This window comes from Aneurinibacillus sp. REN35, from assembly GCF_041379945.2.
In the GTDB taxonomy this organism is placed as follows: domain Bacteria; phylum Bacillota; class Bacilli; order Aneurinibacillales; family Aneurinibacillaceae; genus Aneurinibacillus.
In genome coordinates this window covers 83,188-108,489 of record NZ_JBFTXJ020000012.1, presented here as the reverse complement: position 1 = coordinate 108,489, position 25,302 = coordinate 83,188, and the positions used below count along the sequence as shown (strand labels likewise).

Below are 25,302 nucleotides of genomic sequence, written 5' to 3'. Positions count from 1 at the left end.
TGTATACTGTGCTTTGTGAGAATGAAAATAGTATATTCTACCAGGTTTTTAGTATATTATTCTCATTCAAGGTTTATTACAAAACGTATACATATAGAGCTCTAGCCCTCGAGAGGGGGTGAAGGTACATAATGGGGTTAGAGACTCAAGATATAGATAGGCAATACTCTCAACCAAATGAAAGCGGAAAGTTCCTTCACAATACGGGTTGCATATTTGCTGATATGGTAAGGCCCGGATAAGTAAATGATGCAACTGTCCGCAAAAAACTATTAGCCTAAATTTAGGAGGAAAAAGACGTGAAGAAGAATAAAGCTCTTAAAGTACTTGCTACTTCTGCAATGCTTGCATCTGTAGCTGCTCCTTTTGCAGCACCGGTTAGCGCAAACAGCTCTAACCTTGTTGATAAAGTTTTGAAAGTATCTAGCAACTATGATTCTACAACTGCTGGTGCGAATTACAACAACTTGATTGTTCAGGAAGATGACATTGCATTTACAACAAACGATACGTTCCGTGTAACACTTCCTTCCGGTGTTGAATGGGATAATGAAACTGACTTAGATGTTGCTACACCGAATGCGACTATCGTAAAACGTAGCGCGCAAGTTATCGAGGTTACACCTACTACTTTAACACCAGGTACAGATGATATTATTAAAGTACCTATGATGGTAAAAGTTAATGGCGCTACTGGCGAATTGAAAGCTCGTATTGATGCTATGGATAGCACAATTACTGGCGGAGACTACACTTTCGCGGTGATCGGTAGTGGAAATACAACTGCTGTAGCTGAAACTGTAGAAACAATCGGAGGCACAGGTAAAGGTGGCGTAATCCGCATTGAAGAGAACGCTCTTGATGCGATTCCGAATGGCACAAAAACTGTAACATTGAAATTACCTTCCAACTATACTTGGACAAATGAAACTACTGTAAGTGCTAGTGGCGGGTTTGCTAATGCTGTAATCAAAAGCGGAACAACTGGTAATAGCAATACACTGACACTTGAAGTTGATGCGGTATCTACAGGTGGCCGTGGTACACTTTATGTAACTCCTGGTATTAAAGCTGGTAAAGATGCTGGCTATGGGGATATCACTGTTAACGTTAGCGGCACAGACTTCTCTGATTCAGATGTAGTGGTAGCTAAATATGCTGACTGGGGCGTTAACGCCAAAATTGAAGCTGTAAACGAAGTACTTGCTGGTAAATTTGATGAAAATACAAAAACAGCAAAAATCACAATTGAAGAATCTGTACCAGGTTCATTCATTGCTGACCGTGATATTGATGTTGAACTACCAAGCTGGGTAAAAGTTACTGGTATTAAAGAAACGACATATTCTGGATTCAGCGGTGCTGCTCCTTCTGCTGAACAAATTGATGGTAAAGATAACGAATTCAGCTTTACTGTGAATAGCAAGGGTGGAAATACTTCTAAAGCAAAAATCGAATTCAAACTTGAATTAAGTGTTGAAGGAGATAAGACGGGTGATATCGAAGCCATTATCGGTGGTGCAGGCGTGCCTGAACAAAAACTGGTAATTGCCAAAGCGGTTGCTCCAGTAACAGCAGCTATTGAAGGCGAAGCTTCTAAAGTGAAAATCGGTGCTCAATCACAAGATGCTCCTAACTTAATCATCACTGAAACGAAAAAAGGTGCGCTTGAAAAGCAAACTGAAGCTGGAAATTCTAACGGTACAATTGAAGTAGATCTTCCAGATGGAGTTACTTTTGCATCTGTTCCTACTGTAGCTGTTGTTGAGGGAGACGGTGCTGTTGATGTAAATAACGTTAAACGCATTAACAACAACAATACACTTTCTATTCCGGTTAAATCTGAAAGCATTAAGCCGGTTAAGATTAAGCTTTCTAACATTAAGCTGACAGTTGACCGTACTGTTCCAGAAGGTCAAATCGAAGCAAAAGTTGGTGGCGATGCAGTAGTAGAAAACAGCAGATCAGCTCAAGGTTGGTTGAGTTCCGCTAAAGCAGGCGGAAATTCTAACGATTTAGATGCTGGTGAATTCAATACTGGCAGTGCAGCAAAAGTTGTACTTGCTAATACAATTACTCCAGCTCCAGGTGAAACAACAGCACAAAATGTTGTTTTCAAAATCGGTCAAAAATCTTACACTGTTAACGGCGAGACAAGAGAAATGGACGTAGCTCCTTACGTACATGCAGTTTACAACCGTACGTATGTACCGGTTAGCCACGTTGCAGCAAGCCTGAACGTAGCTCCTGAGAAAGTGGTTTGGAATGAAGCTGCTAAAACTGTAACAGTATTCTCTGGTTCTACAGTAATCTCTGCAACTGCAGGTAAGAAGGAAATCGTAGTAAACGGTACAGCAATCCCAACTGATGCTCCGGTAATGTATGGCCAACACACTGGATACCGTGTAATGGTTCCTTACACTCACTTCGCAGTAGCTATGGGTGCTAAAGTTGAGTGGAAAGCTGATACTCAAGAAGTTATCATCAATAAGTAATCAGCAATTGTTCCTGAAAAGGACTCCCGATCGGGAGTCCTTTTCTCTATCATCTACAACATGGATATACAATAAAATCCTTTCTCCACTAAGGAGGAGACTATTAATGAAGAAATTACCTACTTTTCTAGCAGGAGCTTTTTTAGCATCTGCATTTGCTAGTACTGCTTTTGCAGCAGATACTACTACACTTACGTATCAACAGGCAATTGAGCGGGCTCTTGATAAAAGTTATAGTTTACAAAAGGCTGAAGTTGAGATTGAACGTTCTTTAGAGGTTCGTAATAAACTTGGTGGTGACCTAACATATACTCCAACTAGTGGCGGAGATATAAATGCTACTAAAGCCTATGCAGGTGTCCAACAAGCTGATATCGGTTGGCAAATGAGTAAGCGTCAATATACATTAGAACAAGACAAGATTGCTTATAGTGTACATGAGGCTTATAATACGATTCTTCAAGCTATTGAAGATAAAAAAGCTGCAGATATCTCTGTAGAGAATGCCTATACACAGGTCAATGCGACAAATTATAAATATATGTATGGATTGGCAAGCAATTTTGAGAACGAGCGTGCACAAAAAACGTATGTTGCAGCACAAAAAACGCAAAAGTCTGCAGAAACAGCTTTAACTACCGCATATCAAAAGCTGAATGAATTAATTAAGCTTCCGGCAAATGAAAGGCCTACTTTAACAGATAAAGTAGCTTTTGAAAAGATGCCTGAGGTTGATCTCGAAGCATATATTACCCGGGTTAATGACCAAAGTCCACAGCTATGGCTTGCTGAAAAGAATATTGATGTAGCTATATCGAATCTAAATTTGCATACATTTAATCTTCCAGGTAGTGTCCCTTATTCTTCTAAGGAGCTTGAAGTAGATAAAACTATGTTAGAGTATTCTGATGCAAAAGATAAGGTTTCTATGCTGGTACGTGCATTATACAATAACATCCGCCAGATCGAAGATAACTACGATGCTCTTAAGCAAAATCTTGCTGTTGCTGAACAAGCATTCAAGCTAGCCCAAACACAGTTTGATGTAGGCTTGAATACGAAGGCCGAGCTCATGGAAGCGAAAAAGAATGTAGAGGATCTGGAGGCCAAGCTGCACGGATTGGCTGTACAGCACGATAACCTTGTTCTTGCCTTCAAAATGCCATGGGCCTATGCTGCAAAATAATAAACATCACAGAAAGCCGTCCTCATTGGATGGCTTCTTTTTTTATATTTTTCTTTGTGGCTGTATAATGTCATGATACAGTTTTAGTATAGAAGCTAGGGCTGCGAAGAAGGAGAAAGATATGAAGCAACGTTTATATGAATTTGATGAGATACGAGCATTTGCGGCGCTCTCAGTCATTGCGATCCACACTACAGCACCGTATGTGACCACAGAGACAGCCGGATTCATATGGAATCAGTTGATGCGCTATGCGGTTCCGCTGTTTATTATTCTGTCAGGCTTCCTGCTGTATTACGCGGATCGGAAGAAGGAGCGCCTTGCATACGGCCCGTTTATGAAGAAACGGGTTACGAAGATTTTTATCCCCTATGTGATCTGGACGGTATTCTATACGTGCTTTAAGCTGCGTGATGTAGTGGCGGAGAAGGGAACGGAGGCTCTGCCGGACGTATGGGAGGCGGTGCTAACGTATTTGCCTGACGGCTCCGCGTTTGTTCATCTGTATTTCTTGATTATCATGTTTCAACTGTATTTGTTGTATCCTTTGCTTAGGCTATGGGTCAGGCGTGCACCGAGACAGGCACTTGTGTTGTCCTTTCTTTTGACGTTTCTTGCGCAGACATGGGCCTATATTCATGACATAACGAAGATCGGAGTACAGATTCCGTATGTGACGCGGATTTTTCCTGTATGGCTGTTCTTCTTCATCTTGGGTATGTATACGGCCCATCATAAGGAGAATTGGGAGAGGCGGCTGAAGCAGAGGGGCATTATGCTTGTTGGAGTATGGATTACGGCTGTGCTGCTCCTGCTTGTAGACAGTCACGTTACCGGAACATACGGGGCTTCCATTAAGCCAACCGTCGTACTGTATACGATTGCGAGTTATTTTCTCTTCTATTATGTATGCATGAGCAGAAAGCGATCAGATACAGCGCGTCCAGGGTTTATCCTGTGGCTGTCCGCGCAATCATTCCTTGTGTTCCTGCTGCATCCGTTTGTATTGACGATGCTGCGCCTATGGCCGAGGTGGTACGGGCAGGATACTTTCTGGGACGGTAGCCTGGGGATGATTGGCTTGTCCCTGGCGACGATAGTGATTACACTGTGTATGACATATCTGATTAGCTTTACACCGCTTGCCTCAGTTCTTGGCGGTGTACGACGTGGAAAAAAGTGATAAGATGTTAAGGCTGTAATTGTAAGCAACTTCTTTTGTTATGCTTGGTCAAACTATATAATAGAAGCTATACCGTTTAGGAGGAAAAAGAATGATTTCAATTTTGAAGAAGTGGCGTTCCAACCGTAATAAAGAAGAGCAGGAGCAGCCTGTTATACAGGAAGAAATACATGAAATAAAAGAAGAGGTCGCCGTAGAAGAGCCAGCGCGTATGCAGCTTGTTTTTCCCGAGTCAGTTAGACCATCATTCGAACAGGACGATATATATGTGCTGCAGTTTGCTTCTAGTGAATTGCCGGAGATTGAACAGGGCGTATTGGCGATTGATGGATTTAAGCTGAAGCAGGAGTTTCAAGGATTTTCCGTGCAGGCTTTCATACGGAATACGATGGCTGATGATGTTACCATTGATAAGCTGCCGCTCGTATTAAAGGATGCGGACGGTAAGCTGCTTGCTCATCATGTATTTGAGCTGGATGAAGCGATGCGTATACCTCAGAATAGTATGGTTCCGTGGCGTTCCGTATTCCCGTATCCTTCATTTATTACAAGCAACGGTAATCTGTCGGCCTGGCATGTAGCCTTCTACATGAAGGGTGGAGAAACACATACACGCATAACAGATCTCAACTTCGAGACATCAGATCAATCGTGGCAGCAGCAGAGCCAGCAGGTAGATAGTGAAGTCATGGAAGGGATTCAGAAGGCACTGGCACAGACGGAAGGAATGGTACATATCCTCGGGCTATCAGCCGCAGTACGGCAGGATGGCGGGATTGATGCGATGGTGGCGCTGCGCAATGATCGGGATGAAGCCGTATATCTAGAGGATAACACTGTATTTGCATTGGTAGACGCGCAGGGAAATGAACTCGCTTCCCACACATTTGACCTTTCGCATATCGAGCTGCCACCGCATTCTGCATCGCCTTATACGTTGCTATTCCCTAAAGAGTCGGTACAAGTTGCAGGCGATTCATTAGAGGAATGGGCATTAATAGAGAAGTGAAACTCAAAATAAAGGGATGTGTGTCATATGGCGCACATCCTTTTTTTTTACACAATAAAGGCTTGACTCCAAGCCAAATATAGGAAAGAGTAGTATAGGTAGGATATTTTGCATACATAACAACGAGAGAGGAGATCAGTGAAGTGGGAAGAAAGAGAGAAAAAAGCATAGCAAAGGTCGTAGCTTGTACGCTATGTATACTGGCTGTTGGGGAAATTGGAGGAGGTAATGGCGTACTGGCCGCAGAGAAGCCGGGTCTTGCACCGAAGCAGACCGTACAGCCGGCTGCTGTGCCGCCGGTACAGACGCCACCGCCGCTGCCGCAGGTAGATATGACAGGATACGAATTGTTCTTCTTGGGCAATGCGTATGCTTATGCGGAGCCGAAGGAAGAGGAGAAGAAGGCAGGCTATATCGTCGCTCAGAACATGCCGCTTAAGCCGCTCAACAGAACAGGCGACTGGTTCCTTATCCAATATGGCCCGAAGCAGGTATGGGTGAAGCAGGCACCGGGAACGGTGTATGCCCGCCAGGTTCCGAAGCTGAAGGGCGAAGTCATCCCTTCGTCACAGAACTATATGTACCTGCATCATCCGCTTCCGGTCTACAAGGAAGCAGATCCGGAATCAGAGAAGGTGACGGCGCTTGCACCGCAGCGCATTCAAGTGGTAGAGCAGCAGGGTACGACATGGTACAAGGTCAAGGTCGGTGAGCGTGAGGGCTGGCTGTATGATGATGGAGGCTATGTAGCAAAGGCGCTTGATGTGAAGCGGATAAACATTCAGGAGGCGCTGCCGCTGTATCAGTATCCGAATCCACAGTCACGCAGTACCGGTACATGGCAGCATGCCGGTGAGACGGTGGCCTATGCGCGGATGGGCAACTGGTATCAAGTGGAGCAGAATGGACGCTTCCACTGGCTGTATGCGGCCAACGGAGAGGTGCAGTCCGTATATACACGTTTTACGGAGAAGAAGACCGTGGAGAACGGCGAACTGGGTCACGCGCTGTTCATGACGCCTCCGCCGACGAGAGTGGAGACGCTGGCGAAGCGGTTTGTGACAGATGTGCGCGGTGAGAAGGAGCGTATGTTTGAGACGGTTATTATTGCACCGCTGGCGATGGTTGAGCGCGGCTTTAACATGATGGAATATGCGGTGGGTGACTCGCCGTCCCTGACTGATTATCTTGATGATATATATAAGCCGGGCGATCATATCGAGACGCTGACGAAGGCATCGCTTGCAGCACAGAAGCAGATGGGCGATCAGCAGCCGATCAATGTGATTCTTGCACTTCCCTATCCGGTGGAGAAGAAGAACATTCCGCTTGTGAATGACGGTAAGTTCGAAGTGCATCGGCAGTATATCGAGAAGGCGGTAGCGAATTGGGAGAAGGCGAAGCCGGAAGGGCTGCGTCTAGCAGGCTTCTATTGGACGCAGGAGAGTATCCCTGACAGCAATAAGCAGGTGGTTACCCAGGTGGCCGACCTCATTCATCAGAAGGGATATAAGCTCTATTGGGCGCCGTATTTAGGCGCTGCGAATGCGGAGAAGTGGAAGACGATGGGGATTGACTTCGCCTGGTTCCAGCCGAATTACTATTTTAAAGACGGGCGCGAGAAGTTCCGCGGCGTAGATATGCTGGGGATGGCCTATACGATGGCGCGGGAGACCGGCGGCGGAACGATGCTGGAGTGGAACTGGAGTCTGCGCAAGGATCCTGAGAATACGCCGTATCTGAAGGCGTATATTGATCGTGGCCGAGAATTTGGAGCCAATAAACCAAGCATGCTTGTATATGATGGCATTGGGGGAATTGATGCGGCGCTGCTTCAGCTTGATGACCGATTTGCCTCGATTCGCAAAGACTTATTTGACTACTTATTAGAATATAAATGATAGATATGCACAGCATCCCTTTCGTCGATATGGACGGAAGGGGTTTTTTTGTAAAATAAACTCGAAACTTGCGATGAAAACATCCGTTTTTTACAAAAAATACTAATATAATACAAGTGTAGAGACTATTCTACAATTTGTATCAAAAGGAGGAAATGTATGACTGAATTGATCGAGAAGGCCAAAGCAGAAGAGTTGTTTATGCGGCGCGGACATTTATTTCATCCTGGACAGCTGCATGGAATTGGAGAAGTGACGGTCCTGTATATCGGGGCGGAGGTGTATTATACGGGCTGTACGGTTTCACAGTTCTGTAAGCAATTAATCAAGGCATTTCTTATTGATGAGGAGCTGGTGCGCCGGTTCGCCTATGAGACGCTTGGACAGCGCAAGCATCCGCCGCTGCTTTTGCATCCGGAGATGGTTCTCATTCCGTTTCACTATCCGCTCTTTGGCAATCCTTCACACCGTACCGTTTATACGTATCGTTCATCAATCGAGACGTACACAGTCAACGCAGATAATCTCTCCTGTACTCTGCTTCTGAAAGGGGGGCAATCGTTTGCACTAACTGCTTCACGCAGGCAGTTAACACGGCAGCTGCGCAATGCGGAGCACCTGCGGAACCGTTATCTAATGAGACTCCCGGATCTTACGTAATGTAATTGTTATGTATCGAAGGATAGCAGACCAAGCATTGTACGTATCTTCACATACGGCCTTTCTTTTATGTGAAAAAAAGTACATTCGTCTTTCGTATCCACAGATACTTCCCTGTGCATAAGCCGAAAAGCCAGTAAGATAAGGGTGCGCGTAATCTACGCAGGACCGGTCGCTGCAGATAGCAGGAAGAAGGATGCAAGAGAGGGAATGGACAAGCTTTTTTGCGGAGTATGATGCTTGGATTGACAAGTGTGTTTCCCGATTTCCTCCGGGTCCATTACGGGATGAGGCGAAGCAGGAGGCACGTATTGCGTGCTGGAAGAGGCTTGCACAGTATGATGCCGACAGAGGAATGGCGCTGTCTTCGTACCTGTTCCTTGTGATGAGAGGGGGGCTTGCGAATTGGTATGCGAGAGAGCGGCGGTGGCAGGAGAGGCATTGCCTGCCATCAGCACAGATAGTACCGGAGGAAGAGGCGAAGAATTGGTCAGATACGCTTGTCGGCATGGACGCATACGAGATGGAAGAGAATCTCATGTGGCAGGCGTGGATGGAACCGCTCTCCATGGAAGAGGCAAGGTGTCTGACGCTGCATATTAGGCATGGGCTCTCGCTGCGAGAAGTAGCGGAGTGCTTGGGCGTACCGTATGAACGGGTGAAGAAACAGAAGCAGCGGGCATTACGGAAGCTTCGTCTGATAGCAGAGACAGAAAGAAAAAGCTAATGATCGAGCGGTGGTGCGTTTGCCTGCATTCACCGCTTTTCTATGAATGAGTACAAAATCGTAGGTGATAGGAGAGAAAAAATGAGTGAGTGCATAGGCCGTTGGATTCGAATTAGGAGAAAGAAGAGATTAATAGAAAATTCGACAAGTTATGACAAAGATGCGGTGGTAAGGTATGAATTGTAATTAAATAGTTTCATACCCTACTATTTTGTACTGGAGGAGGAAAAAGTGAAAGCAAAACTCAACAAAGTATTGTCAACCACTGTAGCTCTTTCAATGGTAGTAACGCCAGGTGCAGTATGGGCAGCTGAAGATGGCACGAAAGCACCTGGAACTTCCGCTGCGGTCGAGCAGACTGCGGCTCCGGCATTCAAGGATATAGGGAAGGCTGCCTCCTGGGCGCGAGAGCAGATCGTGCAGGCAAAAGAGATGAAATGGCTTGGCGGATATCCGGATGGCACGTTCCGTCCGCTGGACAATCTTACCCGTCGTGAAGCAGCGATCATTATCTCCGGCGCTCTGAAGTTAGAGCTGCCGAATAAGGGTGAGTCCTCTTACAGTGATGTGAAAAAGTGGGGAATCAAGGAGGTTGAAGCGGTAAAGGAAGCCGGAATTATGGTGGGACGCGAGAAGGGAAAATTCAATCCCGATGAAAAGATTACGCGTCAGGAGCTGGCTATTATTCTCGTAAAAGCGGCAAAAATGGATGTGAAAGACAAAGGCGACAATCTAAGCGTCAAGGATAAGGAGCGGATCTGGCCGGTAGCGAAGCCGTATGTGCAGGCAGCGATCGAATCCGGTCTGATGGTTGGCTATAATAATTACTTTAGTCCAAGAGATACGGCGACGCGCCAGGAGATGGCGGTCATGGCGGTTAATCTGGCTGCACAGATCAAGAAATCGGGTTCCTATCACACCTATGCATTTGATATAAAAGGGTTGGATACGAATGTCAAAGCGGGTGAGCTGCTGAAGGCGGCCCCTGAGAAAAATACGAACCCTGCGGACGTATTCCCTGGTGTGACCCCTGTGAAGATCGGGCTTGCTGTGAGTCAGCAGAACGGAAAAGCGTATGACGGAAAGGTGCGGATTGAAGCACCGAAGGCGGAAGGCGTACAGCTATGGGCAAAAGACAGTGAAGGCAACTGGAAGGACATCAACCAGACAGGCTGGGGAGCTGCAGAAGGCTTTACGCTCGGGACGCAGCCGGTAACGGACGTCTATGTGATCGCCGTACCGGGGCAGCGTTCGCTGACGCTTACCGCAGTTGATGTGGATCAGAAGTACGGTGCGCCGGATCATATTGTGGCGAAGCATACAGGTACGATCAATACGAGTGATCTGAATGGAAATGTGGCGCTTCAGTATATTGCGCCGCAGGATTTCAGTGTACGAAATGATGCCAGTGTAAAAGGCTATACGGTCGGTTTTGAGACGAAGGCGCTTCCGGTTAGCGAGATCGCAAAGGCAGAGATCAGCCTATATAAAGATGATAAGCTGCTTGCTACTAACACGAGTACAGACAAGCTGTTCAGTGAATACCCTGATTATAAACAGTTCTCCTCCCCATTTGATGTGAAGGGAGCATTCAAGGACAACTACTGGACATATGACGGATGGAAGGGAAGCGAGACGGATGTTCCGAACAAAGCCGTCATCAAGGTAACTGATAAAAAGGGCAATACGTATACAGTGGAAAATACGAAGCTAACCGGTGATACGAAACCGATTGTACCGCAGGACTATACCGGGGAGGCAGCAGCGGAGTATGTAGCGGCACAGGACTTCAGCATAGTGAAAACCGATGCGGTAGATGGCTATAATGTGGGCTTTGAGCTGAAGAAGTTCCCTGCAAGCGAGGTCGCAAAAGCTGAAGTAAGTCTGTATAACGGGGATAAGCTGCTTGTGACGAACACAAGCAAGGACCGGATGTTTTCAGAAAAGGGAAGTGAAAAGCAGCTTTCCACGCGTTTTGATCTTGCAGGAAAACTCACGGATAACCATTGGACATATGGTCAATGGACAGGTGAGAAAACAGTGGTTCCAACCAAGGCTGTCATTAAAATAACCGATAAAAAAGGCAATACGTATACGATAGAAAATACGAAGTTAAATAATGATACAACACCGACTGCTCCTGCACAGCCAGAGACTGGAGGCCAAGCAGCAGGACAATAAATGAATGAGAAGATAGGACGGCATGAATCATTTCGTGCTGTCCTTATTTTTTGTGAGTGGAAATTGGCTGCCATGCCGGGTAGGATAGAGAGGAAGGAAGCGAGAACTATTGTTCATTTTGCTTGGAGGGAGGAGTAGACGTTGCTAGAGTACTGGAAAGAGGACGGGCTGCATATTGTAAAAGTCGAGAAGAAAAGACGGATGGAGTTGATTCCGTGCCTGCGGGAAGGGGAACTTCTCGTTCATACATACAATCGTTTGAAAAAAGAAGGAGCCGATCTGCCGATAAGTATGGTGAACGCGAATTTTTTTCATTTGGAGGGAGGCTACTCTATCTCCGGGATGAAGTACAGTGACGGGACAGTGATAGAGCGTTCGTTGAACGGATATTTCGTCTATTGTGACCAGACGGGACAGGTGAACATCAATACGGAAAAAGGCAAAAAAATTGCAGACTTCCTATCCATGCGCTGGGCGCTGGAATCCTCTCCGCTTCTCCTGCCCGATCTCTTGGCGAGTGGACAGATGGAGGCGACCATTGCCGCCGAGTCGCATCCGCGTACAGCCATCGGAATTGCGGAGGAGCATATGATTCTAGCAGTAACGGATGGTAGGCCTGCTGGGTTGACATGTAGAGAACTTGCCGCTCATATGAGACGACTCGGATGTCGTACAGCACTCAATCTGGACGGCGGACGTTCTTCCCAATTGGTGGTGGATGGCAAGCAGATGAATCGGCAGTGGATGCGGCGCAAGGTATTTGCCGCATTGGCAATATATTAGTAGGAAAAAAAAGGATATCGACCTGTGTATATCGAATCTAACATAGAGTAGATGCTGGATGGGGATCTACAGGGAGTGAGTGAAGTCGCTCATTCCCGTGCTTCAATATCGGAGAGGAAGTTGAATAACGTGAAAAAGAGAATAAAACAATGGCTTGCCTCAGGTGTGCTGCTGACAAGTATGGCCGGTGTCGCTCTGCCTGTCCAAGCGGCAGAAAGTGCAGCTGGTGGAGCTGATAAGTATCCGTATGCCGACCAGGAAGCACGTATTCATGAAGTCATGAAGAAAGTAATGGAAGAGCATCTGAATGACCGGCTCGATATCAGACAGCTGACAGACGGAGCGATCCGGGGGATGCTGGATGAGACGGGCGATCCGTATACTACATACTTTACAGAGAAAGAATTCGAAGAGTTCTATAATGAGTTAGAGGGAACATTCGCTGGGATTGGCATCTACATACAGCAGCAGGACGATATGCTTGTCATTGACAGTGTCTATGAAGGGTCGGCAGCGGAGAGAGCGGGACTGCGCTCAGGAGATGAGATTATCGCCATTGACGGTAAACAGATGGCCGGCAAGCCTGCAGATCAAGCCGCAGAGCTGATGAAGGGAGAGCCGGGTTCTCGTATTACGCTTGCCATCAAGCGGGGCGGACAGGAGCAAAGCATTACTGTCCAGCGGGAGATCATGCAGTATTCTCCGGTCGATAGCATGATGCTTGATAATAAAATCGGCTACATCGCGCTCTACACCTTCTCTGAAAATAGCGCGGAAGTATTCGAGAAGCACCTGAACAAGCTAAAGCGCGACGGCATGAAGGGGTTGATCCTTGATCTGCGGGATAACGGAGGCGGCTATCTTGATGCATCCATTGCCATTGCGGATTTGTTTATTGATAAAGGACTGATCGTCAATGTAAAGAACCGCACAGGCAAGCAGACAGAGGTTGCCGCGAAATCGGGCGGTACGGATGTTCCGCTGGCTGTCCTGGTTAATGAATATACGGCCAGCGCATCGGAAGTGCTGGCGGGTGCTCTGCAGGACCATAAGATAGGTACGCTGATCGGGGCGAAGACATTCGGCAAAGGTGTGGTTCAGGAGCTGCGTCCGCTTGAGAAGGGCGGGATTCTGAAGTTGACGGTGGAGGAATACTTCTCGCCGAAGCTGCGTAAGATCAACGGCCAGGGCATTACACCGGATATCATCGTGGAAGATTCGGATGCTCAGCTGCTGAAGGCGATCACGTATCTGCATGGCTCTACCGCACTGCATCTGTATCCAAATGGAACCGCCGGTGTGGCGGGATTCTCAGCAGGGAAGACGATCGCCAAGAAGATCGGTGATAAGTGGTTTATCGCACTGCGTCCGTTTGCCGGATTATATGGCTACCAGATCTATTGGGATAATGCGCGGCAGCAGGCAGTGCTGCACTCCGGTGATACGATGCGCAAGTATTCAACTAAAAACAATACGTACGTACGCAATGAAAAGGGAGTCCTATGGGTGGCGCTTGATAAGCTGGACAGCGACTTCCCATCCATCTATGTAGAACAGCGGGGCAACACGATCCTCGTCCATGTAAAATAAAGATCAAGCTTTTCTTACAAGGCGGCTATACAGCCGCTGTATATCGTCAAGGCCAGATCGGCAAAACATCTGGGTGTATCGGAGCGGGAGACAATTGCCGCTCTTTTTATATTTTCACAACATTTCTTGTCCTGGTACGTCTATACTATAATGAGAAAACACGCTTAGGGGAGGAAAGGACATGAAAAAGTGGGGATACGGGGTCGTTGGCGCGGCCTTGGCATTGGTCGTAGGCACGCTGTCAACAGGTGCTGCCGCGCCGGCTGATCCTGGCTCTGATATGGATCCGGTTGTAACAAAAAGCTATGTGGAACAAGTTAAGCAGGAGCTTTTGGGTCAGATAAAATCTAATTCCGGTTCGGATACGAAGCCGACAGCGCCAGCAGGCTCGTCTACGCTTGTCGTTGAGAAGGTAGAGGAAGGACAGACTGTAATCGGCTATGCCGGTACCGAACTCATTCTGCGGACGGGCAAGGCGACCGCCCATACACCGGCTGGTGACGGATACGGGCTGCCGGATTTAACTTCAGGAACCAATATTACGAAGGGGCAATCCGTCCCTGCGAATCATCATCTGCTGCTGCCGCAGAATGATTCGCGCGGCCTAAAAATCGTGAAAGGCCCAGCATACGTGATGATTCGGGGAAGCTACACGATTCAGTGACGATAGCAAAAGAGCCAATCCATACGTGAATACAGAAAGCGAAGGCATACGAATAGCCTTCGCTTTTTTTCGTTATGTAGCGATAAGCGTAATAACATATAATAGTAAAAAGACGACCGATTCGTAGAAAAAAAGGAGGATGCAGCAGATGGAGTGGAGACGGAAAGCGGAGCAATGGTTATCCCATCCTGACTTACCGGAAGACGTGAGAAAGGAACTGAGCGCTTTGACCGCTTATCCTGAGAAGCTTGAAGATTGCTTCTATCGTAACCTTGCTTTCGGTACCGGAGGATTGCGCGGCGAGATCGGCCCAGGCACAAATCGAATGAATGTCTATACAGTACGGAAAGCGTCAGAAGGTCTGGCGCGCTATATGACTGCACGAGGCAGAGAAGCGACGGGGCGAGGCGTAGCCATTGCCTATGATGTACGCCGCAAATCGCGTGAATTTGCGTTAGAAGCGGCCTTAACATTCAATCGGCATGGTATTCCTGCGTATGTGTTCGATGATATTCGGCCTACTCCGGTGCTGTCCTTTGCTGTGCGTCATCTTGGCGCATATGCGGGCATCGTGATTACGGCAAGCCACAATCCGCCTGAATACAACGGATACAAGGTATACGGTCCGGATGGGGGGCAGCTGCCTCCATTAGAAGCGGATGCTGTCACGGCGTACGTGAATGAAATACGTGATGAATTGTCCATTGATGTGATGGAGGAGCGAGCCGCTCGCGAGGCAGGACTGCTGCATAGGATCGGCACCGAAGTCGATGACGCCTATATGGAGAGAATATGTGCACTGAGTCCGAACCCTGAGCTGCTGCGGCAGATGGGTGATAAGGTACAGATCGTATTTACGCCACTGCACGGCACATCGAATCGGCTTGTGCGCCAAGGACTTGCAGCGCTTGGTTGTACGCAGGTGGCCGTTGTGGCAGAGCAGGAGGAGCCGGATTCCGAATTTTCGACGGTCGCTTCTCCAAATCCGGAAGAACATGCGGCGTTTGAGCTGGCGATTCAATATGGACGGCGTCTTGATGCGGATCTGCTGCTTGGCACGGACCCGGATGCGGACCGTGTGGGTGTAGTGGTGAAGAATACAGCCGGAGATTACGTGGTGCTGACCGGCAACCAGACCGGGGCGCTGCTTTTGCATTATCTGCTTGAGCAGAAGCGGGCGCAAGGAACGCTGCCTAGTAATGGCGTGGTATTGAAGACGATTGTAACGTCAGAGATCGGCCGCGCGATTGCCACAGCATTTGGCATGGAGACGATGGATACGCTGACAGGATTTAAGTTCATTGGGGAGAAGATCAAGGAATTCGAGGTGTCAGGCAGTCATACGTTTGTGTTCGGATATGAAGAAAGCTATGGCTATCTTGCAGGTGATGATGTCCGGGATAAAGACGCGGTACAGATCTGTCTCTTGGCGGCGGAAGTGGCAGCCTATTATAAGTCGCGTGGAATGACGATGTACGAAGGCTTGCTGGAGATTTTCAGCATGTACGGCTATTATCTAGAAGACCTCGTCTCGCTCACGCTCAAAGGCAAAGCAGGATTGGAAAAAATCGGGGCGATTATGGAGGCTTTCCGCAATGAGCCGCCGACAGAGGCAGGGGGCAAGCGGATCACTGCGATAGAAGATTACAGTACAGGGGTGCGCACATGGATCGGTGAGGGAAGAGATGAGCGTCTTACGCTTCCGTCTGCTCATGTGCTGAAATATATGCTTGAAGGTGGGGGATGGTTCTGCCTTCGTCCTTCCGGTACAGAGCCGAAGATGAAATTTTATTTTGGTATGCAGGCCGCATCGATGGAAGAAGCGCAAGCGCTGCTGCAGGAAATAAAGGCCGATGTACTCCGTAAGCTTGATACGCTGATGCAGGAATCATAAGTCCTGCATCTTTTGTTTTTTATCCCTATGCGTATATTGTTTTATAGGTATTTAGCACTTGATGTTTAAGTGTATCATGGTAAAATTATACTTAGAAATTATAAGGTGATATGTTTGCTTGCAGAGAGGATTGAGGGTGAAAGGAGAAGCGGAGAGCAATAGATGATCGATAATTTGATTGGGAAAATCGTAAAGGAAGATATTGTGGCGTACAACGGTGTCTGTCTGCTGAAAAAAGGCACACTGCTGCAAAAGGATCACGTTACACTGTTGGTCAGAAACCGTATTTTCCTCAGACAAGAAGATACGATCAATCAAGAGGAATCGATTATACGGGAAGCCACAGAACAGATGAAGGAAATCTTTGAATTTACACGGGATAGCAATCAGGTTCCATTGCAGGAAATCGAAGACGTCATGGCACCTACCGTACAACAGTTAGCGTCCAATCATGATATTTTTTCCCTTCTCTCTCATCTCCTAGAAAAAGACGACTATACATACCGCCATAATATTGGTGTTGCCGTACTCTCAGCTATGATCGGAACATGGACGAATCTAACAGGTGAGCAGTTATCGAGCCTAACGGTTGCAGCGCTTCTCCACGATATAGGAAAAGTACGTATCTCGGAGGAAATCCTGAATAAGCCTGGCAAGCTCACGGATGAAGAATATGCATGCATAAAAAGACATGCCGTATACGGATATGAAATCTTGCAGAATACAAAAGCTGCGCCCGATATTTACGCCATTGTCGCGTTACAGCATCATGAGCGTGAAGACGGCACAGGATATCCGCATCGACTTCCATCCGCTCAGATTGATTTCTTTAGCAAGATCGTAGCGATTGCGGATGTATTCCATGCGATGACCTCCAAGCGGGTATACCGGGAGGCGATCCCATTCTATGAAGTCATGAATGAGATGCACAAGGAGCGGTTTGGCAAGCTGCACCCGGAGCTGCTGCATGTATTCATCCATCGGATGATGCTTTCCCTGCTCGGCAGACCTGTTCTGCTCTCTGATGGCAGAGAAGGGATCGTTCGTTTCATTCATCCCTCTCATCCTACATTGCCGATTATCGAAAGCGGCAGTGAATATATCGATCTGCATAAAGATCCATTCATACAAATCCAAAAAATTATATTGGAATAACCCCCGGGAATATGCATCCAATAGAAAGTGGTGAGAGAATTGTATCCGAACCTTTCGCAAACCATACATCTTGAAACGGGTGAAGGTGCCAAAAAAAAGTACCTGCGGGCTACAGTGCTTGATGTGAATGAACAGGCTATTATTATTAATTTTCCTATTGATGAAGCGACGAATAAGATTCACTTTTTGATGAATGGAGACCGGGTTGCGGTAGTGTTCACCCATGAAGCGAAGCATGGGATTGAGATGTACTCTTTCATGACTACGGTTGTAGGGAAAGCGGCGGGACACATTCCACATATTGTGCTTCAGAAGCCGCCAAAAGAAGAGATATCCCGTATTCAGCGCAGACGATTCCTTAGGATTCCTGCTTCTTTTACGGTGAGTGTCGCTCTTTTTGCACGGGAAAATCTGAATGAAAAAAAACACGATATGCTTCTTACAACCCATAATATTAGCGGCGGGGGCTTTCGCTTCTCAGCGGCACCGCACCCTGATTTGAGACAAGGAACACTCATGAAGGGAACATTATATTTTGAGAAGGATAAAAATACGGTCACCGAGATATTGTTCGAAGGAGACATCGTTAATATTCTGCCTTCTGATGTAAAGAAAGAAGAGATGATCTTCGGTGTTAGGTTTACAAAGATTGCGAACCGTGATCAAGAAGCGCTCATTCAATACTGCTTCCGCAAACAAATTGAACTGCATCGTATGTCCAATGCATAAGCCCTACCCATTCAAAAAGCCTTTCGGTTGTTTTTTCAACCGGAAGGCTTTTTGTGTTTTCCGCTTCTCACTCCTCATGCGACTGTTTCTTCCACTTCCTACATTCAATAAAAGCGCGGAATTCCTGTTTGCTGATGCCTGAAGAGATGGCCTCCGCCGTTAATTCGTGCCATTCTACATCTGCCTCTTTCGTATTTTCCGCCTCGGATCTAAGCATGGAATTGACGGATACATCCAGTACGTTTGCGATCTTTTCAAGGAAGTGAATGGATGGATTGGTTGAGAGATCGCGTTCGATAAAGCTTAGGTACGACTTAGATACACCTGCACGCTTGGCTAATTGAGAGAGGGATAGTTTTTTTATCCTGCGCAAGTGACGAATACGTCTCCCGATCATTTGCATCTCCTTTGTATCAGGATACCAACAAGAAAAAGTGGATGTACACTATTTTAATATGAAAAACGTTCGTTTTACAAAACAATAATTTCTTTAAAAAGAACGAAAATATATAGAAATCGTGCGTTATAAAGAATTAAACGGTGATAATCCTTTGTAAACGACGAAAAACAACAGATATACAAGTTTGTTTAAAACTGACGCACACCGTATACTCATCTTAATTGTTCTTTATAAAGAACAAAAACACTAATAGATGGGGGGCGAAGGCATATGAGGCAGACGAGAAAAGCGAGATTGAGAAGAAAGAGAAGACAGCGAAGAGTACGCAGGATGGTAAGTTTATTCTCTCTTCTCTCCTTAAGCATCTCTCACTATGCATCGCCTGCACTCGCCTACTTCTCTGATCAGAAGGTGAATGATGTACAGATCATTGCATCCGTTGTATTTGAGAAGACGCTGAATGGATTAGTAAAGGAAGCGATGAGATCACGCATGGAAGCAAGCCGCGTAGAAGCCCTGGCCGAAGAACGCCTCAGGCTTTGCGAAAGCGCACAAGGAGCCTTGGAAGCCCAAGCGATCAAATCTTCTTCTATTGATGTAGGACTTCTCTCTGTTCTTCAGCAAGAACAATTGGTCGAAGCGATCATACAGGAGTTGAAAAGATACAGGGAGGAAGCGGAGCAGCAGGTTACGGATGCGAAGAAAGCAGTAGCAGATGCACAGAAGAATTACGGAGGGCAGGATCTATATAAGGATAAGAAAATCCAAGCACTTCAGCAAAGCCTTGAATATGCGATGAAAATCCAGTCGGATATTGAACAGGCGCAGCATACGGCAGCGAATGCCGCAGCGGCCATTAGAAAAAATATAGCAAGCATTCAGACAATCTCTGAACGTGCCGACAGGGTGATTGCGCAAAAGGAACAGACAGTACTGCCTACGGCAGAAGCAATACAGCCGATTCCGCCTCCTGGCGGTGGCAGTACAGGTGTACCTTCAGGTGGAGGTGGCACATCCTCAGGTGACAGCTCTGCTCCAGCCACGGGAGGAGGGGGAGGAACTGCTCCCGCCCCGGCGCCGGATCATAGCGGCGGTACTTCACCGGCACCGGATATTGCTCAACCGGACGGAGAACATACCGCTCCAGCCCAAGACGTGCCTGCGTCCGATACAGGCAAAGCGGAAGAAGGCAGCACACCTGCAGGTGAGAATACACAACCTGAAAGGGACAGTGATGATGCGGAAGTGAAAGAAGATCGCTCTTCTTCAGACGAAGGCGCCAAAGAGACAACGGAGAGCGGGCAGTCTGATACAGACTCAGGCAGCGACGGAGCTGCCAATCCATAGAGGAAAGAAAGGCAGGGATGAATGTGACAATCAAAAAATGGATCAGCACGAGTATAACCATACTCCTTATGCTCATCTTGCTTGTGCTTGCTTACTTTACGGTTTCTAGCAAATTATTGGGCAACAAACCGACCATTTTTGGTTATGAGGTGCTAAATGTTCTGTCAGGCTCGATGGAACCGACCTTCCAGACAGGATCGATCATTGCTGTAACCTCGATAACGAACCCTTCCACCTTACGAGCCGGAGATATTATCACATTTGTCAATGAGCAGGAACAAAAGGTAACCCACCGCATTAAAGAAGTGCTGGGCTCAGGCAATACGCTCCAATTTATCACCAAAGGCGATAACAACAAAACGCAGGACCCTGAACCGATTATAGCAGCTAATGTTGTGGCCAAATACGAGAACATCACAGTCCCTTATCTCGGGTATGTATTCACCTACGCCTCATCGAAAGCAGGGATTCTGCTTCTGACTGTGGTACCTGGAGCCTTCATCATTCTCTATCAAGTATTTGATATGTGGAAGCTGCTCTCCCGTCTGGAAGACGAGAAGGAGAAGAAGGACGCGACCATCAAAATCTAGCACGCTTCATTCGTTTGACTACTTCCTAGGATGCATACCGAGCCTGGGAGGTTCAAAAATACACTCGCCTACATACTGGCACATAATTTAAGGAGGAGAAAATAATGGGTATCAAAAAGAAGATTGGCATGGCAATGGCATCGACAGCACTGGGCGCTGCATTAATCGGAGGAGGAACGTGGGCGGCATTTACTGACACGGAGAAAGTGTCCAATTCGTATGCGGCCGGTGTGCTTGATCTTCAGCTCAATGGTGTCAACGGGTCTGCCTTGTATCAATCCGCGCTCAAAAACTTGAAGCCTGGCGACAGCATTGAGAAGAAATTTAGCTTGAAAAACGGCGGTACACTCTCCATTAAAGACGTATTCTTAAAAGTGAGATACGACGGAAGTGCAGCGGGCTATACGGATGGCGGCGCGAACATTAATGGAGATGCTGATCTTGGCGGCGTAAATACGGCTGATGAATTCGCAAGCCAAATCAATGTGAAGGTAAGAGCCGGAGAGGGTGGTCTAGCAAGGGATATATACAATGGCACATTGAAGGATTTGAATCTGCTCTCGCAAACGGCAGATCTGACCGATCCGACACCAAATCACAGCCTGCCGGCCCTTCCGGTGGATAGTGATCCGGTGAGCATCACCCTAACATTCAATGAAAATGCGGACAACAAATACATGAAAGATGAATTTAAGAAAATCGACTTTGAATTCATCGCACAGCAATTCGCTGGTACGAAGTTTAATGATGGCGACAATATTGAGAAGCTGAATAAGGAACAAACCGAAAGACGATAAGCAGGCCGTATACAGCAAAAAGGTGGGTGAAATCACCCGCCTTTTTTTCCTATCATTTGCGCGTACACCACAATGTAGGCAGAGGCTGGAATCCATGCCCTGCCTCCTGGTAAAAATCATGGTGGGAAACAGGAGGTTGTCTGATGAAATCATTGCAGAGAAAGCTATATCTTATGCTGTTTTCGCTGCTGCTTGGCGCGCTTCTGGCAACAGGCGGCACGGTTGCGCACTTTTATGATGAAGAGAAGACGACGGGAGAATTTGAAGCCGGTCATGTCAATTTGAATGATAGCGTTGTGGAACAGGAGTTCAAAGTCCATAACATTCAGCCCGGACAAAGGTTTGATCATACATTCTATCTAGAGAATGTGGGCTCATTAGATGGCTACCTTTCCCTCCGCACGTCTCACTATTCTACTTCCGTTAAAAAGCCAGATCCTCCAGGGCATGGCGAAGATCCGGGAGGAGAAGAACCTGGCGAGGAAGAGCCAGGAGCGGGAAGTTGGGACAAAAGCTCAATTCAGGTGGGCGCTCTTACCGGTAATTGCGATCAAATCAGAACGGTTGTCACAAATAGCCGTGATGCGCGTGATATGAAAGGGGCGGCGGACTATTACGTATACTGGGTACCTGTCACGAACAAAGGAAACGCAAAGGATGGAAAGATTGTGGCGCAGGGCAGCTATGGGCCGCTCACAAGCGGACAGAGCCATACGATTACGTATCAGCCAAGAAGTAATCCGAATGGTGCGCAAGGAAAATATATGGTGAAAGTAATGCAGCGCCCCGGTCATCCGGGAAAGGGAGAAGCATGGAGCGGGCAGGCTGTTATCGCCTCCTGCACAGCGGAGATGAAGGCCGATTCCGCTGTAGCGGTTGGCGCGACTACCATGTCTGAGAGTGAGTTCGAGCAGCGGTTAGCCGCCATTACGTCCGTATCTTCCGAAGAAGTGGATCTTGGCACGCAAATCAAAATTCATCACATATACATTGATGGACATGATACGCTTCCTTTATTTAAGGAAGCAGCAGGGATTGCCTCAGATGAAGATATATACATCAGCCACTTAAAGAAACCGGACTTCAAAGTAAACCTGAACACCGTAATGAAACCAGGTACATCCAAAAAGATGAAAGTGGAAGCGCAATTCATCGATACGAATCGTTCGCAGAAGGAGTACGAAGGTGCATCGGTATCATTAGTATTTGGCTTTGAACTCATGCAGGTACGAGAAGAATAAGAAAAGGGAGCGTATCCGGAGATGAGCGAGTGCACGATGCGAAGAGCAAGAATGCGGCTGTTTTGCCTGCTGTTGTGTGCTGTGTGGATGACCGGCAGCTTCGGTATAGAGCCTGTTCGTGCCGAAAACATCACGGTAGACATCGGACTAAGTCCGGCGGAAGTATTCATGAATGTAAAAAATATTAAGCCGGGCGATACGGTCACATCCACCTTGACTGTTAAAAATAACGGAAATACGGAAATAACATATGTTTCCGGGGCTGAGTTTGCAAGCGGAAGAGAGGATTTCTATAGACTTCTGACATTAAAAGTGGAGGAGGGAGGGCAGCCGCTGTATGAGGGGCTGTTGAACCGCTTTGCAGGCTTTCCTATGAGTAAGCTGCGACCGGGGGAGGAGAAGGCTCTTCAGGTAACGATTGGCTTTCCTTATGAAGCGGGCAACGAATATCAGGGGGCCAGTGCTGTCTATTTGTTCGTATTTGCAGCTACAGCAGGTACGAAGCCGGATCATCCGGCTGAGCCGCCGACGGGCGGAGACGGAGATTCGGGAAGTGATCGCGGCAGTGATTCTCCGAGTACCGTAGATGATAGTAGTACGAAGCCTGATCTAATAGAAGAGACACGGATTACGGATCGTCCCATTATCCCGCCAACCGATACGCCACAGATAACGGAAATCAAGACCCCTACGCCCGCGACCCCAGATCTTCCTCCACAAACGGGCGTAAAAAATCCACCTGCCGCTGCTACAGGGATTCCACTGCCGGATACGGCAAGTCCCTGGTTTAATATTCTTTTGCTCAGCGTGGGAGCGATGATGATATCAAGCTTCAGTCTATGGAGAGCGGGGAGGCCGAAATAAGTGGAAGCGGAGGGAAGAAGGTGGGGAAGCGTACGGTAGTTTTAAGCATATCTGCAGTCACGCTTGTCCTCTCGCTATGTGTGGGTGTATTCTCGGTGCTCCAGATTCTCTCCTCGACATGGATGACCGAGCGGGCTTTGCAGCAGTGGGAGAAAAAACAAACCCATGCACAGTTTAGCGGATCTGACATTATACAGGAGCAGAAGACGCAGGGAAGTACAGCTCGCCCCCGGATCGTATTTCCCGAAGGAGAGGTCATCGGCAAAATCGTCATTCCTACGCTGCATCAAGAAATGCCGATCGTAGAAGGAACATCAATGGGGGATTTGGCAAAAGGCGTGGGACATTTTAAAGAAAGTGTCATGCCGGGAGCGAGAGGCAATGCTGTTTTGGCCGGACATCGGGATGGCGTATTCCGGCAGTTGGGGGAGGTTGGCATCGGCGATGAGGTGAGCGTTCAGACGCTCGATGGCACATATGTATATAAGGTCAAGAGCCGTAGAATTGTAGAAGAGGATGATCGGTCCCTTACGCTAAGAGAGAATGATTCGGTGCTGACCTTGATTACATGTTATCCATTCAGCTATGTAGGACCTGCACCAAAGCGTCTTATCTTGAGTGCTTCCTTGTCTACAAAAAAAGAGTAAAGGAGCCTGTAGCACAGCTCTTTTACTCTTTTTCTCGATGAAGTCGCCATTTATTGAATTCAAGAAACTCTCTGAATTGCTCTTTTGTGATTCCGGAATCCATTGCTTCACGTACGAGTTCTTCCCATTCATCATCCAGTTGTTCAGCAGGTTTTGCATCCGCATGCAGGAAGAAATCAGTTGGTACATGCAAAACCGCTGCAATCTTTTCTAAGAATTGTATGGAAGGGTTTTTCTGTATGTCCCGTTCGATGGAGCTGATGTATGACTTGGCTACTCCTGCCCGTTCTGCTAGTTCAGATAAAGACAACCCTTTTTCTACACGTAGTTGCCGCAACCGTCTTCCGATCATCCGCTTCCTCCGGTTCTCTAAAAAGTATCTCATTCTATAATAGGACTGAAAAGATACTTTGTCAAAATGAAGCAGAAATTATTATGCTGTATTGCATGCAAAAGGCAAACAAGCTATGTCAGAGTGTTTAATTTCTTTTAGCTACCGCTCCTTTCCTCAGAAAATCTCGGATATCCTCCGGACGCAGCCCTATTTCTTTTGCTGCTTTGATCAGAGTGATCCATTCATTGTCTAGTGGCTCCCTTTTTTTCTCTGACATCGCATCCCCCTGCTTCGATAAAATACGTATGATTTTCTTTCTCTATACGGTTACGAAAATCATAGCAAATAAAAAACAAAAAGGTTGTCGAAAACTGGAAAATGGTTTGTTTTATTACTAACACTACGTTATTTATGTGAGTATATGGGTTTTAAGTAGTGAGTCAGGAAAAAATAATGAAAAGGCCGTCCTGTTATTACGAGGTGTGGGATACGTTAGGCAAAAGCTTAGCGGGGAAACTTCTGATCGCGTATATGACAGAAGGATTCATCAATGGTGCAGATTTCTCCGATTTTATCCCTGCAGGGGATATGTCCGTCCATCACCTGCCCCACCAGTCCCCGATAGCAGGTGAGGAGTTCGAGCTTCGTTTGGCAGAGCGCAAACATCTTTTCATACATTTTTTTGTGGGGGCTGGGGTGAAGAAAGGAGTCTACATCCATTTCTTTTCCTCATTTCTGTTTCGAACTTTACATATATTGTACTTTATAAAGAACAATATGTATAGTATTTTATACTTAATAAAGAACATAAAGTAGGAAAGGAATTCGCTTTGTTTCCGGTTGACACGACCAAAGAAATAAGATATGCTCGTCTAGAACGGAAGACCCTTGTATCCCGAGCAGGCGGAGGGACTGGCCCGATGAA

General features: G+C 47.1%; 24 protein-coding genes. 20 read left to right on the top strand and 4 right to left on the bottom strand.

Going from position 1 to position 25,302, the window contains the following annotated elements; all coding sequences use genetic code 11:
* The first annotated feature begins 299 nt into the window (after nt 1-299).
* The 14 genes from AB3351_RS18780 to AB3351_RS18715 all read left to right on the top strand — a co-directional run bounded on the left by AB3351_RS18780 (nt 300) and on the right by AB3351_RS18715 (nt 18,157).
* Nucleotides 300-2,495, top strand: a complete 2,196-nt coding sequence (locus AB3351_RS18780; protein ID WP_371148687.1) for a copper amine oxidase N-terminal domain-containing protein — start codon at nt 300-302, stop codon at nt 2,493-2,495.
* A gap of 106 nt (nt 2,496-2,601) precedes the next feature.
* Complete coding sequence (locus AB3351_RS18775) at nt 2,602-3,681, top strand: TolC family protein (RefSeq protein ID WP_371148686.1); 1,080 nt, start codon at nt 2,602-2,604, stop codon at nt 3,679-3,681.
* Between the two features lie 121 nt (nt 3,682-3,802).
* Complete coding sequence (locus tag AB3351_RS18770) at nt 3,803-4,864, top strand: acyltransferase (protein ID WP_371148685.1); 1,062 nt, start codon at nt 3,803-3,805, stop codon at nt 4,862-4,864.
* A 91-nt stretch (nt 4,865-4,955) separates the two neighbouring features.
* Nucleotides 4,956-5,873 (top strand): SLAP domain-containing protein, encoded by a 918-nt coding sequence (locus AB3351_RS18765; protein WP_371148684.1) that lies wholly within the window; start codon nt 4,956-4,958, stop codon nt 5,871-5,873.
* A gap of 143 nt (nt 5,874-6,016) precedes the next feature.
* On the top strand, nt 6,017-7,774 hold the full coding sequence (locus AB3351_RS18760) for a DUF4855 domain-containing protein (RefSeq protein ID WP_371148683.1): 1,758 nt from the start codon (nt 6,017-6,019) through the stop codon (nt 7,772-7,774).
* A 159-nt stretch (nt 7,775-7,933) separates the two neighbouring features.
* On the top strand, nt 7,934-8,434 hold the full coding sequence (locus tag AB3351_RS18755; RefSeq protein ID WP_371148682.1) for a hypothetical protein: 501 nt from the start codon (nt 7,934-7,936) through the stop codon (nt 8,432-8,434).
* 196 nt (nt 8,435-8,630) lie between these two features.
* Nucleotides 8,631-9,161, top strand: coding sequence for a sigma-70 family RNA polymerase sigma factor (locus AB3351_RS18750; RefSeq protein WP_371148681.1), 531 nt, complete (start codon nt 8,631-8,633; stop codon nt 9,159-9,161).
* 231 nt (nt 9,162-9,392) lie between these two features.
* Nucleotides 9,393-11,342: an S-layer homology domain-containing protein gene (locus tag AB3351_RS18745; RefSeq protein ID WP_371148680.1), complete on the top strand. Its 1,950-nt coding sequence runs from the start codon at nt 9,393-9,395 to the stop codon at nt 11,340-11,342.
* Nucleotides 11,343-11,483: 141 nt separating this feature from the next.
* Nucleotides 11,484-12,125 carry a phosphodiester glycosidase family protein gene (locus tag AB3351_RS18740; RefSeq protein ID WP_371148679.1) on the top strand — a complete coding sequence of 214 codons (642 nt, stop codon included), beginning with the start codon at nt 11,484-11,486 and terminating at the stop codon, nt 12,123-12,125.
* Between the two features lie 129 nt (nt 12,126-12,254).
* Nucleotides 12,255-13,715, top strand: a complete 1,461-nt coding sequence (locus tag AB3351_RS18735) for a S41 family peptidase (RefSeq protein WP_371148678.1) — start codon at nt 12,255-12,257, stop codon at nt 13,713-13,715.
* A 181-nt stretch (nt 13,716-13,896) separates the two neighbouring features.
* Nucleotides 13,897-14,379: a hypothetical protein gene (locus tag AB3351_RS18730; protein ID WP_371148677.1), complete on the top strand. Its 483-nt coding sequence runs from the start codon at nt 13,897-13,899 to the stop codon at nt 14,377-14,379.
* Nucleotides 14,380-14,527: 148 nt separating this feature from the next.
* Nucleotides 14,528-16,273 (top strand): phospho-sugar mutase, encoded by a 1,746-nt coding sequence (locus tag AB3351_RS18725; protein WP_371148676.1) that lies wholly within the window; start codon nt 14,528-14,530, stop codon nt 16,271-16,273.
* A gap of 162 nt (nt 16,274-16,435) precedes the next feature.
* The gene (locus AB3351_RS18720) at nt 16,436-17,428 is read left to right on the top strand and encodes an HD-GYP domain-containing protein (RefSeq protein ID WP_371148675.1); all 993 of its coding nucleotides are present in this window, start codon (nt 16,436-16,438) and stop codon (nt 17,426-17,428) included.
* Between the two features lie 39 nt (nt 17,429-17,467).
* The gene (locus tag AB3351_RS18715; protein ID WP_371148674.1) at nt 17,468-18,157 is read left to right on the top strand and encodes a flagellar brake protein; all 690 of its coding nucleotides are present in this window, start codon (nt 17,468-17,470) and stop codon (nt 18,155-18,157) included.
* A gap of 67 nt (nt 18,158-18,224) precedes the next feature.
* Here AB3351_RS18715 and AB3351_RS18710 read toward each other — a convergent pair whose 3' ends face one another.
* On the bottom strand, nt 18,225-18,554 hold the full coding sequence (locus AB3351_RS18710) for a helix-turn-helix domain-containing protein (protein ID WP_371148673.1): 330 nt from the start codon (nt 18,552-18,554) through the stop codon (nt 18,225-18,227).
* Between the two features lie 273 nt (nt 18,555-18,827).
* On the opposite strand from AB3351_RS18710, the gene AB3351_RS18705 reads away from it, so the two are divergent.
* The 6 genes from AB3351_RS18705 (at nt 18,828) to AB3351_RS18680 (ending at nt 24,043) form a co-directional block, all read left to right on the top strand.
* Entirely contained in the window at nt 18,828-19,904 is a 1,077-nt protein-coding gene (locus AB3351_RS18705; RefSeq protein ID WP_371148672.1) for a hypothetical protein, read from the top strand.
* A gap of 23 nt (nt 19,905-19,927) precedes the next feature.
* Nucleotides 19,928-20,494, top strand: coding sequence for a signal peptidase I SipW (gene sipW / locus AB3351_RS18700; protein ID WP_371148671.1), 567 nt, complete (start codon nt 19,928-19,930; stop codon nt 20,492-20,494).
* A gap of 104 nt (nt 20,495-20,598) precedes the next feature.
* Nucleotides 20,599-21,291 carry a TasA family protein gene (locus AB3351_RS18695; RefSeq protein WP_371148670.1) on the top strand — a complete coding sequence of 231 codons (693 nt, stop codon included), beginning with the start codon at nt 20,599-20,601 and terminating at the stop codon, nt 21,289-21,291.
* A gap of 143 nt (nt 21,292-21,434) precedes the next feature.
* On the top strand, nt 21,435-22,532 hold the full coding sequence (locus AB3351_RS18690; protein ID WP_371148669.1) for a TasA family protein: 1,098 nt from the start codon (nt 21,435-21,437) through the stop codon (nt 22,530-22,532).
* 21 nt (nt 22,533-22,553) lie between these two features.
* A complete protein-coding gene (locus tag AB3351_RS18685; protein WP_371148668.1) occupies nt 22,554-23,396 on the top strand; it encodes a TasA family protein in 843 nt (280 codons plus the stop codon).
* A gap of 20 nt (nt 23,397-23,416) precedes the next feature.
* Entirely contained in the window at nt 23,417-24,043 is a 627-nt protein-coding gene (locus tag AB3351_RS18680; protein WP_371148667.1) for a sortase, read from the top strand.
* Nucleotides 24,044-24,065: 22 nt separating this feature from the next.
* Here the strand turns inward: AB3351_RS18680 and AB3351_RS18675 are convergent, their stop codons facing one another.
* The 3 genes from AB3351_RS18675 to AB3351_RS18665 all read right to left on the bottom strand — a co-directional run bounded on the left by AB3351_RS18675 (nt 24,066) and on the right by AB3351_RS18665 (nt 25,097).
* Nucleotides 24,066-24,395: a helix-turn-helix domain-containing protein gene (locus tag AB3351_RS18675; protein ID WP_371148666.1), complete on the bottom strand. Its 330-nt coding sequence runs from the start codon at nt 24,393-24,395 to the stop codon at nt 24,066-24,068.
* 127 nt (nt 24,396-24,522) lie between these two features.
* Nucleotides 24,523-24,654: an anti-repressor SinI family protein gene (locus AB3351_RS18670; RefSeq protein WP_371148665.1), complete on the bottom strand. Its 132-nt coding sequence runs from the start codon at nt 24,652-24,654 to the stop codon at nt 24,523-24,525.
* Between the two features lie 227 nt (nt 24,655-24,881).
* Entirely contained in the window at nt 24,882-25,097 is a 216-nt protein-coding gene (locus tag AB3351_RS18665; protein ID WP_371148664.1) for a hypothetical protein, read from the bottom strand.
* Nucleotides 25,098-25,302 lie beyond the last annotated feature (205 nt).